Below are 12,983 nucleotides of genomic sequence, written 5' to 3'. Positions count from 1 at the left end.
GGTTAAGTCCTCGCCATTGCCCAAGGATATGGTGATCAATGTCTAAATTTTGATGAATCTGCCCACGAACTCTTCTACCCTTACTTGATATAAGCCAGAGGGTAAGTTGCCTATGGATACTTCTGTCTCAAAATGGTTTAAAACCTTAGTCATTACCAGCTTGCCAGCCATATCATATATATGTGCTTCGCGTTGGTGTGGCTTTATATCTTTCGGTAAGCTAATCGTCAACAAATCAGTGGCTGGGTTTGGGAAAAGAGTCAATTGATCAATAGGGATAGGCTGCAAAATATTATTTACCAAAAGAGAGCTATCAATTTCGACCATCATTAGCCGGTTGGTCGTACTCAAGAAGGTTGAATCGTGCCATGCAAAATTTAAGAACTCACTCGCTTTCAGATTAAATGCATAAATTCCAGTGGTTATTGGCCTATCCCAATATACAGTAGCGCCATAGTTGGCTAGCGAATCAGTATATTCAGGAAAAGTGTAGCCTTCACTGGGAAAAGGGGCTAATTCAAATAGCCATTTCTCACGGTGGAAAAGAATGTCTGTTTGGTGGAGGTTGTAAAAAAACACCATCCTCCCTTCATTTTGAAGGCTTCCCGCTGGAATCCCCAACGGTTCAGGGGCATCATTGTAATCAAATAGACTATCCCCATGAAATACATTCAAACTGTCTACCAGATGAATCGATTTATTCCCCGATTCCTCAATGTTAACAACGCCATCTACTAAAAAGGAATCCCTGAAACTAATTTCATATATTCCGGGCTCTTCGTAGACATGAATCCCAAAGTAGGTTTCCAGATTCAGCCCAATACTGAGAAATTCTACGGCTGGTGGTGAGATCACCTCCGTTGTGCCATCTCCCCAATCCAGCATAATGCTGTCTTTAACATCTCCTTTACGGAAAATTCGCACATTTACAGTGACTGTTTGGTTTGAAACCTTCTTAGTCATATCTGCAGCCCAGATACCCTGAGCCATAACAAAAGTGCCTTCAAAAAAGAGAAACAAACCACAAGTAAGGATAATTAGGTATTTCATAACTTACTAATAATTTACAGCTTGAATTTGAATATAAATGAAGCCTATTGGAGTTTTGGACTACTGTGAAAAGTAGGCTAAAACTCCAGCAGACTTCATAACAATGACGAAATCAATACTTAATGAAAGGCGCTGAATGATGGGGTGTTACAAAGTAATAAGCCCCGGCAGGTATATCCGGTAAGTTAATTGAAATTAGTTCTCCTCTTCTGACCATACCAACCGATATAGTAACCCCTCGGGAATCAATTATCCTAAAAGGCACATTCAATTCTTCTCTTGAAGGGAAGGTTATCGTAAACTGCCCGTTATTAGGATTCGGGAAAACAATCAGCTCGTCTTCAACGACTCTTTTGTAATCGTCCACTGAGACTAGATTATTCATCCTTAACCTGCCAATAAAACCATCCAAGCCTCCAAAAAGCTCGTCTTGCTTATAGACATTTGGTGGGCTAGAAGGAAACCTCCAAGGAAAAGAAACAGTGCTTTCAGATTGTCCCACAAAGTAAAAATCATCCGATTTCATTGTTGCCGTCCTAATAAAATCTGCCCCATTACCACCAAAGAATGTAGAATAAACCAAATTATACCCTTGGTCAAAAGAAGCAATATAGCACTCTCCTTGGCCTTTATTAACTGCAATGCCTCCACTTTCCTGAAAGTATGCCTGAGCACTGCCTTGGGGAGGGCATATTGGGAATTCGTTTGAAGAAATGGAAGGCGCAGTGCAATAATCACTAGATGGCTGAGGAAGATAATTTGTAAATCCTGTAATAAACAAGTTTCCATTATCTTTAAATGTACAAGACTCTCCTAAATAAAATAGGTTAGAGAAAGTAACCGGATTGAATCCTCCGAACCCTGAGGACCACTGCAAATCTCTATTTTTGAAAACAGCAATAAAATTCCCATATCCGAGGTTTTGGTGATATCCGCCGCTTGTAGTAGAGGGGAGCGTACTACAATCCTCTGATGAGCCAATAATTGCTACTTTATCAGAATTAGGGTCAATTGCTAGATTATTACGACCTGCAATGCTTACGCCATCGCTAGAATGCCCTCCAAAAAAAGTAGACCAGCTAATTGCTCCGTTATTATCAAATTCAGCAATAAAAGCATCTTCGATTTCGCCAACTGTCCCACCGCCATTATTAAAAGAAAATTGATCTGCTCCACTGGGTTTACAGCCAGGGAAACCTCCTCCAACACCTGGCACAGCGCAATTACTCGTATGATATGTTTTTGTCCTTGTAACACCACAAATATAAAAGCTGCCAGTATTTTGATCTACTACAATATCACTGGCGATATCATAATTTGTCCCCCCGAAATAAGTAGACCAGACCAACTCCAATGTTTGCTCGTCCAGCTCTAGAATAACTGCGTCTCTACTATCGCCAACTGCACTATTATTTGAAGATTGGTTATAAGCTCCTGCGAGGTTCTCCGTTGGGAAGTTAGTGCTTCCAGAGCTGCCAACCACGAATATTCTGTCTTCAAATTTGTCTACACCTAAAAATCTATCCCTTAGTGTCCCACCGTATACTTTGACACTTCCAAGTATCCCATTTTCTTTATTGAATGAGGCTGCAAAACCGTCTAAATCTGTCTGATTCGGTAAAATATTATCCTCAGGAAAATCAGATGAGCTCGTTTCTCCAACGATAATGATCTTATCATTAATGCCAACTATATCCCTTCCAAAATCAAAATCATTTCCCCCTAGAAAAGATAAGAACTGAAGAACTGCTTTGTCACTAAATTTTGCAGCAAAGCAATCTTCAAACTCACCACTTAAATCAACAATCAAACTACCTTCTACTAAGGGAAAATCTAAATCTCCCGCATATCCTGTCACAAAAATGGTGCCTTCCTCGTCTACAAAAATTGAGGATATATCGTCCCTTGCAGCACCTCCAAAATGGGTAACCCAATCTTCTTGGGCACTCCCCGAAACCACTTCCTCTCGCCGCAACTCCACAACCAGCACCTTCGTACTATCATAGCTCCCCGTACTGCTAAAGCTCACCTGGCTGCCCGTAATACTGTATTCCGGCTTCCAGGCCGTGGATACCTCCTGGCCAAGGCTGTCTATCTGAAAGGCACTCGGGGCGGGCAAATTAAAATCACCAACTGAGGTGCCCACAAACAGGCTCTGCCCTTTTAAATAAAGCGAGTCCTGCCCACGAAAATCTAGCGTTAGGTCATTGGGGTCCCCGCCCGGCTCTATGACAAAGTAGTACACTATGCCGCTCTCATCAGCAAACATTTGCAGGTGGATGCCGTCATATAAGTCTGTTACCGCTACCCGGCCGTACTGGCCGACCCGTGCCCGTCCCTCCGGGATGTGCCCCAGATAGTAGTTCCGGTAGTTGTCCAGTTTGTCCAGCCCGGCTGCGCTCATCAGGGCCTTCTTGCTGTCAAAAAACGTAATGTCAACGCGGTGCAGGGTGTCTGGGGTAGCGCTGCTCGTATCTACACTGGCGGTTACCAAGCTCAGCTCTTTATCTTGCACATATAAGGGCGGATAACTGCCCGTACTGTAAAAGCGTATGCCCTTTACCGAAGCACCAGAAGTATCTGTCAGCTGCCCCCGCTGCTCTGTGAATGCCAAGGCTGGCGAAGCAGCCCCATCTCCAGGAGGTATGGTTAGCTGTTTTTTAGCATACCGCACCAACATGTATTCTGTAGAGCCGTTTGACAGCCCGTTTTTGCCTAGAACAGACAAACCGCCTTCACCATCTAATGCAATAGAGGTCGCTTCATCGTCTTTGCTGTGCAGCCTTTTTTTCATAGGTAATATATTTATCGGTTAAGAAAATAAAGCATCAAGTGTGCCAGATTCAGGGCATAAAGCCTCCGTCTTTCCGAAGCACAAGTCTTCAAAAAGCAGCAACAGGCATATCTATCGGGCAACCGAATAAACGCGAGCGCAGAACTGATGCGGAAGTAAAACACCCACTTCAGAGAAGGGAGCGAATGGGCTCATTCGGATTTTTGGAAAGATACGCAAATGATAGCAAAGGTGCAATGTTAACAAGGAGAAAGGGGGTATGAATTCCGGCATGTCTTTAATTTCGTACGCTCACCACGCCCACCGCCCCCAAACACTCCACGTCCGCCCCAGCAGCTGCAGCTCATTACCCAGCACGGCAGTCCGGTTGGGCAGGTTAGGTGCCGGCAGGTCGATGCCGTAAAACTGCTGCCGGTAGAGGGTATTGGGCGCATCGGCAAGGTTGTAGACGGAGGCACCGAAGGTCAGTTCGCTGCCCTTCAGGGGAATAGTGTAGGCGGCGCTGAGGTCCAGCCGGTGGTAGGCAGCAATGCGCTGATAGTAATCCGGTGCACCCTGCTCCCGCTCGTTGCGGAAGCCGTCCAGGGAGGTGTCCAGAAAGGGGGCACCGCTGGCGTGGACATAGGTAGCGCTCAATGCCCAGCCATTAACCCGATACTCATGGTACCAGCTCAACTGATGTGGGCGGTCTTCCTGTGTGGGGAACCATTCATTTTGAAAGGCGGCGGGATAGCGTTGCAGGGAGCGGCTTAGGGTATAGGACAGCCAGCTGCTGTACCGGTCGCCGGCCTTGCGGAGGAGTACTTCTGCCCCGTAGTCCCGGCCGTCTCCGCTGAACAACCGGAATTCCCGGTTGCGGGGGCCAGGGTCGCCCGCGGTGCCCAGCCCACTGATCAGAGCAGCATGCTGCAGGCTGCCTTCGGTGTATTTGAAAAACCCGCCGACTTCCCAGCTTAGGACGCCCCCCGTAAACTGCAGCCCAAGGGTAGCCTGATTGGCATGGGCAACGGGCACCGCGGCTTCATTCGCCAGTTCCCAAACGGCTACGCTGCGCCCAAAGCGGTTCTCATGGTAGTAGCGCCGCAGAAACTGATGGTAACGGCTCAGGGAGGCATTGGCCGACCATTGGTCTGACCACCGGTAGCGGGCGCGCAGGCGGGGAGACAGATAGGGTTGCTGTGTACGGTCGTACCAGGTCAGATGGCTCGCCCAGCTCCAGTCCCAGCGGCCTGACTCGTACTGACCGCCGGCGTAAAGCGCATACTGTGTCCCGGAAGAGGCACGGGAACGAATGGGCAGATCGTCGTTTTCCAAATCCAGGGTGGTGGCGTTGTGCTCCATTCGATAGCCCAGCGTGTAGGTGGCCCCGGATTGGGGCTGCCAGGTGTTTTTCCAGTTGAGGTGCAGTCCGGTCAGGTCGTTGTACCGCAGATTATCGGTGCCAAATGCACGGACCGTATCCTCCAGCACCCTCCGAAAACTGGTAGTGGTACGTTCGGCCTCTTCGTACCGGCTCCCGCCAATGGTCAGTGCAGATGACCAGCGATCGTCCCATTCGTGCTGTAGCCTGCCACTCCAGGCCTGATTTTGCCAGGTGGAATTTTCGGCCACGAGGCTTTGGCTGAGGATGACCTCTTCGCGTAAGCGTTGCCGGAAATCAAAGCCGTACTCATAATCGTAGGTATCGCTGCTGCTGAAAGCGTTGGCTTCCAGGGTGGTCTTTTCGGACACCTGCCACCGCCATTTCACAAACGCATCATGGAACCGAAAAGCAGGCTGCACTCTGATCAGCCGGTCCAAAAGGGGCGATTCATCCTCTCTGCCGGGCAGGTCCAGCTGCTGGCTGAAGGCCTGAAAAAGGCTTGAAGTGCCCAGGTTGCTATGGGTCATGCGCCCGCCGCCTGTAAGGCTCATCCGGTCGCCAAGTGGCACCGCTATATTGCCCTGCAGCATCAGGTTGGAAAGGGTGGCGCTGCCTGTCGTTTGATCGGGAAGATCTTCCGGGCTGGCCATTTCCACAATGCTCGCGGTGCGGCCGCCATATTCTGCCGGGAAACTGTTTTTGTACAAACGCACCGATTCCAGCAAATTCCCATCCACACTGCTGAAGATGCCGAAGAAGTGGTCGATGTCGTAAAGGATCATCCCATCCCAGACGATGAGGTTTTCATCGGGCATGCCGCCCCGCACCTGCAGCCCGGAGGAAAAATCATTGTGCGCCCCTACTCCGGGCAACAGTTGCAATTGCCGGAAAGGGTCCAGTTGACTGCCCAGCCCAGGAAGCTGTGCCCCGGGCCGGATGGTGTAGAACTGATCCCCCCCGTTGGCAGACAAGCCCGGAGGCATTTCCACGACCACGATCTCCGGAATCCGTACCTGAGCTGGTTTTAGGGAAAGATCGGGCAGCGGCAGACCCGGCGTATAGGTGACGCGTTTGCTTTCGTAGCCGATATAGCGCACCTCCAGCACAATCGGCGTATCGACCTCCGGAAGAGACAACCGGAAGGCGCCCTGAGTATCCGAACAATCCCCTATCTCCTGCCCCACCCAGTGGATGCTGGCAAAAGGCAATGGTTCCTGCGTCGCTGCATCGCGGATGACACCTGAGAGCAGATTGGACTCCACAGGCTCAGATGAATTAGGCGCTTTGGGCCTTACTAAGATCTTGTCTGCTGCCAGCGTGCGGTATTCCATACCCGAGGCCTCAAGCACGCGGTAAAGCGCCTGCACCACGGGCTCGCCCTCCAACTGCAGGCTAAGGGTATGCGGCGCTACCGCTGCGGCATCGTAGGCGATAGAGAGGCCATACTTCTGTTCAAAAACCTGAAAAACTTCCGACAATGGCTGGTCCCGGAAGTCCTCCGTTACCCGTTGCTGCGCGATGAGCGCGGCCGGTAGGAGGGATAGCCACAAAACACACAGCCAAAGCCGTTTCTGCATACAATCATTTACGAGTTATCCGAAATAATGACCTTCCCGTCATTCAACTCAAAGGCCAGGCCCATCGGCCAGCAGATGGCCTCGAGTGCAGCATTCAGGTCGCCGCTTTCAAAGAAACCGGTATATTCCCGGTCGGCTAGTTCCTTTGGCAGCTTCACCTTGACTTCAAACTGCCGCTCCAGTTCCTCAAATACCATTTGGAGGTTGGTGGCCTCAAAGTAGTGCATGCCCGCGCGCCAGGCGGCTTCCTTGTCCTTGTCAAAAGTATCTGTATTCAGCACATTGCCCATCGCGACTATTCTTTCGCCAGGCGCAAGCATTTGTGATCGGCTGCCAGCGGAAACATATACGGAGCCGGTGTAACAAGCTGCTGCAAAACGCCCCTTCCTGGCCTCCACGTTAAAGCTTGTACCCAACACACGGACCGTACCGTAGGGTGTTTTCACAATAAAGGGCGTCCCTTTCTTTACATCAAAAAAGCCTTCGCCATTCAATTCGACATGCCGGGCACGCAGCCACTCCTGAGGCTCGTAGGAGATGGAGGACTGTGCATTGAGCGTCACCGTTGAACCATCGGGCAGTTCATAGATGTCCTGGTCAGCAGTAGTGGTCACAAGTCGTATTTCCGGAGGCTCGGGCAAGGCCCACCAGCCTGCCAGTATCAACAGCGTAGCCACGACTGCCGCCAGTATACTCATCCGCCTACGCTGCCAGAGGGGTACCACCTTAGCTTCGTCACGGGTGGCGCGATCAATTGTGGACCATAACTTATCCACCTGCGCCTGCGTGGGCGCCTGCGTGTCAAATTCCATAGCAAGCACCAGGTCCCGGGCCTTTTCGACTTCCGGCTTCGCTTCCGGGTGCTCTTCAAGCCATTCCGACCAATCGGCATCATGGTCGCCCCGGCGCACCCAGTGGATAAAGTCCGTCTCCTGGGCCAGGGCCACTGCATCGTAATTGACGTATTGTGCTTTCATGTTTTTTAGTTTTGTCCGAACAGTTCGTCCAGATAAGCAGCCCGGGTAACATTCCGGTAGTTGTAACGGCAGCTGCCATCCCCACTCTGCATGATGCTGAGGCAAAAGCCCGCTGTATCCTTCGCGTCGTCGTGCGGCCTGCCCAGGTAACAGTGCCCCAGCTCGTGGAAGATCAGGTGCTCCCGCTCCAGGTCACCGGCAGCCGACCAGGTCGTAGCCCTGATTTCAATGATGCTGATGCCCGAAGTGTACTGGGTACATAAACCCACCTGCCCGGCAGCCAGTTCATCCGAAAAAACGGCACCAATCTGCTCGGCAGCCAGCTGAATATGCAGCCCCCGCAGCGCCCCTTCGGCTTCAAAGCGTTCAAAGTAAGGCTGAAAGGCCGCATCCACAGTGATTGCAGGCGTTGCCTCCTCCGCTTTTTGGCAGCCAGCCAGCACCGATAAAAATACGATAATTGCAGGGATTCGCTTCATGACAGTCTTTCGGTTTGTAAAATAAGGCAGGAGGGCGGGGAGTTGTACTCAAAAAACGGAGGTTTTTTTACTTTTTTCTCACCGGGTGCAGTAAGCCAAGCCATTGCCAGGGCATTCACCCGGTGTGCTGTGCCTGGTCAGAGGGCATACATGCCATGCGAGGAGCCATAAACTTCTGTCGGGGAGCTTCCCTCCCGGTTCTTTCTCCCGGGCAAAGCTGGGTCAGAGCTCCTGGAAAAGTCACGGATTAAGCTCCACACCAGCGTAGCGGAGCGTTCACTCCCTCGACAACACCCACTTCACCCGCAACCCCTCACCCCGGTCATCCGGGATCAGGCGAAGCAGAATATTGGGGCCACTGAGCCCTTCTTCAATTTGCTCCAAAGCGGCACGGTTGAGGTCGCGGCGGAACAGGTTCGCCATAGGGATTTCCAGAAGCATATCCGTGCGTCGTTGATCGCTTAGGTCGTACTGGCCCGAAACGGCGAAAGTCAGCACAGAAGAGCGGACTTCCATACGCTCAATGCCCAGCAGCTGCCCATTGAGCTGAAAGCGGTTCTCCAGGGTGGCAAAGTCGATGTGGCTCAGATCACGGCGGGCAAAGAGCAAGTTGCGTACAGAATCTAAAGCAGGCAGCTCCAAAAGGGCGCCATCGGTGAGGTAAAGGTCGAAGTGCCCGCGCAGGCTGTTGGTATCCAATTCGTAATTGGCATTGGCACGGGCCTGAAATTTGATGCCGGCGGTGAGCTTTCCCTCAAGGTTCTGATGCCGTAGCGCCGACTGCCCGAAGTTGTCAAAAGCACGGAAGGCTTTGCGCACATCGGTGTTTTGAAGGTCGGCTTGCAGGTTGAGCACCGGCGCGTTCTCTTCCATACCGGTCACCTCGCCGGAAAGACGGAAGGTGCCGTCTGCCAAATCCATGGTAGCCTCATTGAAGGCAACCCTGCCCTTACCCATCTCCACCCGCCCGCCAACGGCCCGGGCAAAGAAGTCCCGGTAATTGACGGTATCCAATTGTATACGGAAATCGGCCTCAATATTTTCCAGCCCGGCATTGACCAACCGGGTGATAACGGTTGGCGACTCGGCTTGTTCAGCCTGTTTGACCTGGAATTTTTCCGGCGCTTTGAACCGGTCCAGGTTGAAACGGGGGCTCTGCACCTCAAAGCTGGCCTTCAGCGTACGGTCGGGCAGAAAAAGGAAAGGCAGGAAGTTGCAGATGGTACCATGCCCGCTGATTTTGTTCTGATTGAGCAGCAGGCCTACCTCTTCCAGGTGCAGATCAGCCCCATCAAAGGAGAACCGGGTGTCTACCGCTTTGAAGTCGTAGCCCCGGGGCACGAAGGTAAATTGCCCGTTGGTAATCTGCCCATGCCCTTTGAGGTCCGCCTTCAGGAGCGCCTCCTGCACATCCACATGCCGGTGGGGCTGCCCAGCGTAGTCGAATTGCACACTCGCCCGCCCGCCCCGGAAACGGAGCTGAGCAGAGGAGAACATGCGGTCCAGCTCTTCAAGTGGCATATCCACCGCTGCCTGAGCCTCAAGGAAGGGGTCGTGCAATTGGGTCAGCCGGGCGCGGGCGTGCATGGGCGTATTCCCAAAAAGCTCAGCTTGTACCGTATCCAGCACCACACAGCTGCCCCCTTCTTCACAAGCCCCGATAAAACGGCTTTCGAAATATACGTTTGACAGCCGCAGGGACTGATACTGCAAAGTGTCTGTCCGGACCTGCAGCGCTCCTTCTATGCGTTGCAGCGCGCGCGCAATCGTACGGCCAACGGTGTTGCCTTCCTCCTGCACTTCCGGGTTTTGCCTGATAAAATTAAAAGCATTGAGGTCTATCCCCCGGCTGTCTACCTCAAGTTTGGCGCGCAGGCGGGGGGTGTTTTGACCAAAAACAAAGGGCAGTACATCATCGATCCGGCCACGGACCTGCCCCCGGTTGCCATTGACCTTTACCTGCAGGGAGTCCAGGTAAACGTGAGACGCATCAAAGTGAACCGCAGCGTTAACGCCCCCGAATTTATAGCCTTGTGGCAAATAGTCAAAGGCGGCATCCTGAAGCTGAACCCGCCCGTTAAGGCCAGCTTGCAGTACGGCCTGATTGAGGCTGCCGTAACTGCGCAGGCTGCCTTCGTAAGACAGTTGCAGTTGATAATGGCCCGCTTTAAGCGACAGTAACTTTTGAGGCATGAGCGGCTGCAGGTCACTCAGAGGCGCATCGGCCTGAAGCTGAAAGCGGAGCCGCGGGTCACTCAGGTTGGAAAGATGAGCATTACCCCTAAGCGGCACGGCACCGAAGGCGGTTAGCTGAAGGCGGTCTATCTCGACACAGGCTTGCCCACCGGCACACCATCGGCGCAAAGTAGCCTCAAAGACGATATCTGTGGCCCGAAGCTGCCGGTAGTGGAGCGCCTGCGCCTGTACCGCTACCCTGCCCTGCAGACGGGAGGCAAGCTCCTGAATGGTCTGCCCCAGGCGTTGCCCGGGGGGTGCCTGAGTTGCCGGTTGCGTACTCCCGGAAGCCGGCCACTCGCCTATCCATTGCTCCAAATGGATTGTTGGCAGCTGTAACTGCATATCCGCCCATAAACGGGCGGGCTTCTGAAAAGCCAGTCGGAGCAAATCGTGTACACGGCCCGAAAAGGCCACTTGCTGATCGTCAAATACCAGCGTGCCACCCCTTAAGTCCAAATCCCGGGAATCAAACCGGAAGCTGGTATACAGATCCTCAACTGGTGTATTGAGCGACCGATGCCAGAAAGTAGCTTTCCGCAATTCCCCATACCCCCTTAGCTGTACCTGTGGGTTCGCCACAGTGGAGTCCATCAGGGCAGTGGCATTGCCTTCCAGCTCAAAGCCCAGCTCCAGATACCCGGCTTTGATATCCCAATCAAGGTCTGATAAGTAGGGCTTGAGGCGCTTTAATGGTGTGTTCAAACTACCGTTTAGGGTGATTTCGGGCGACTGTAGGTTGTGGTTGATGTAGCTGAACTGTACCGGAAGCTGACCGAACAGGAGTGCAGCATCAACTTCCACCCTAAGGCAACCGGTTTGGGGCGTGATGAGGCGGGCCGTATCACAGTCATTCTGAAAATGGGCGCGCAGCTGCACTTCCGTAAAGTCCATATTAGCCGCCGAGAGCGTCAGCCCCCTTGCCTCAACGCGGACATCCAGAGGCGTGGGCTGCCCCGGAATGGTAGGCCCGTGAACAATGACTTCCACCGGCAGGTCGCCCTGAATATCAAACCGCTCTGTAGCCTGCCTTATGTTTTGGGCTACAATTTGCTGCCCATCGGACAGACTGATGCCGGGCGTTCGGATTTCGAGGTGCAGCAAACCCGGCTTTCCAGGCTCAAGATAGCCCTGCACCTGTATGTCATTATCCAAAACTGACACTCGGGAGCGTTCCATCAGGTGCCACCGTCGGCTCATGTGGGGAATGCCCACCTCCAGATCAAGGGCAACTGCCTGGTTTTCTAAAAACGGCCCGTTGCGGGGCTTGAAGGTAAGACCGTGGGAAAAGGCCTTACCCTGCAAATGCGCGAGCAGCAGCGTGTCTTGCTGTTCAAAATCCAGGGTACTTTCTTCCAGCACAAAGCGATGCTGCTTGTGCAGGCTGTCGTCTTCGTAGCTAAAAAACACGCCATTCAGGCTTAGGTCATTCAACTGCTGTAGAGTTCGCCTTTGCGCACTGTCCAGCAGAGGGCCGGACGGGGATTTTTGCTTAAGAAAGTCCAGGTTGGTATACCCGGAAGTATCCTTGTACAGCTGAATGCGGGCACTGTCTACGCTAACGGAGCGGACTACCACTTGTTGCTGCAACAGGTGCAGGGGACGGAAAACAAGGTCGAGTTCCCGAACCCGGAGCAGCTCCCGGTGGTGCTGTTCAAAAGCGGTGTCCCGCAGGGTAAGGTTGTAGAGAGATAAAGAGAGAAATGGGAAGTGATCGAAGTACCGGAACTGATAATGGTCGAAGCTGGTCTGAACGCCCAGTTCCTGTTCGGACACCTGCTGAATTATGCGTGGCACCCGTTCCTGATCAGACACAGCGAGGTAGTACACCAGCCCAGTGAAGAGCAGGAACAATACCACACTACTCCCCAGGAAGACCAGGAAGTAGTGTAGTACAGTGCGTGTGCTTCGGGATACCGGCATACAACGTTTTTTGAGCTAGAAAAGAAGGCTCAGAATATAAACGCAGAATAGCCGCTATTTGCTCGGTAAGACTACAGAAGCTTGTGGGTTAGCCTCAAATACTTACTCCATTTCGATCAGCAGGTGGTTTTTCTCCACTGCTTCGCCTTTAGAGACATTGACTTTTTTGACCACGCCTGTGCCCGGAGCCTTGATGACGTTCTCCATCTTCATCGCTTCCAGTATCAGCAGCGGCGTGCCTTCTTCCACTTCCTGCCCTGCCTCTATACTTACTTCCAGGACCAGTCCGGGCATAGGTGCGTTGATGTCTTTCACGACCTGATGCGTGACCACGGACAAACCCAGCCGCTTCACCAGCTGATCGTACTCATCTTCGAGTTTGACTTCGTAGATGACGCCGTTGATCTTCAGTTCGAAAACTTTTTCGTTGTAGTTCGTGCCCAGCACTTCAGCATTGTAAGACAGGTTGTCCTGAATAATGTGGAAGTTGCCGTCTGCGGTAGGGATAATATCCAGTTCACCCTTGATTTCGTCAAAGGTGTGTTTTTCATTGACGGTGGCGCGGAAGGTTTTGCCGTTGACCAT

General features: G+C 52.3%; 7 protein-coding genes. All 7 read right to left on the bottom strand.

Annotated features, from left to right (window positions below; translation table 11 throughout):
• Positions 1 to 42 precede the first annotated feature (42 nt).
• The 7 genes from ACO08I_RS20845 to ACO08I_RS20815 all read right to left on the bottom strand — a co-directional run bounded on the left by ACO08I_RS20845 (position 43) and on the right by ACO08I_RS20815 (position 12,983).
• Positions 43 to 1,050, bottom strand: a complete 1,008-nt coding sequence (locus ACO08I_RS20845; protein WP_421946968.1) for a T9SS type A sorting domain-containing protein — start codon at positions 1,048 to 1,050, stop codon at positions 43 to 45.
• 112 nt (positions 1,051 to 1,162) lie between these two features.
• On the bottom strand, positions 1,163 to 3,844 hold the full coding sequence (locus tag ACO08I_RS20840; protein WP_421946967.1) for a hypothetical protein: 2,682 nt from the start codon (positions 3,842 to 3,844) through the stop codon (positions 1,163 to 1,165).
• A 291-nt stretch (positions 3,845 to 4,135) separates the two neighbouring features.
• Entirely contained in the window at positions 4,136 to 6,784 is a 2,649-nt protein-coding gene (locus tag ACO08I_RS20835) for a carboxypeptidase-like regulatory domain-containing protein (protein ID WP_421946966.1), read from the bottom strand.
• Between the two features lie 8 nt (positions 6,785 to 6,792).
• Positions 6,793 to 7,761: a FecR domain-containing protein gene (locus tag ACO08I_RS20830; RefSeq protein ID WP_421946965.1), complete on the bottom strand. Its 969-nt coding sequence runs from the start codon at positions 7,759 to 7,761 to the stop codon at positions 6,793 to 6,795.
• 5 nt (positions 7,762 to 7,766) lie between these two features.
• Positions 7,767 to 8,240 (bottom strand): putative metallopeptidase, encoded by a 474-nt coding sequence (locus ACO08I_RS20825; RefSeq protein ID WP_282780771.1) that lies wholly within the window; start codon positions 8,238 to 8,240, stop codon positions 7,767 to 7,769.
• 276 nt (positions 8,241 to 8,516) lie between these two features.
• Entirely contained in the window at positions 8,517 to 12,398 is a 3,882-nt protein-coding gene (locus tag ACO08I_RS20820; RefSeq protein WP_421946964.1) for an AsmA-like C-terminal region-containing protein, read from the bottom strand.
• A 102-nt stretch (positions 12,399 to 12,500) separates the two neighbouring features.
• Positions 12,501 to 12,983: a biotin/lipoyl-containing protein gene (locus tag ACO08I_RS20815; RefSeq protein WP_044216508.1), complete on the bottom strand. Its 483-nt coding sequence runs from the start codon at positions 12,981 to 12,983 to the stop codon at positions 12,501 to 12,503.

Origin of the sequence: Phaeodactylibacter xiamenensis, from assembly GCF_965229835.1 — a bacterium.
GTDB lineage: Bacteria > Bacteroidota > Bacteroidia > Chitinophagales > Saprospiraceae > Phaeodactylibacter > Phaeodactylibacter xiamenensis.
This window is presented reverse-complemented; position numbering and strand designations above follow the sequence as displayed.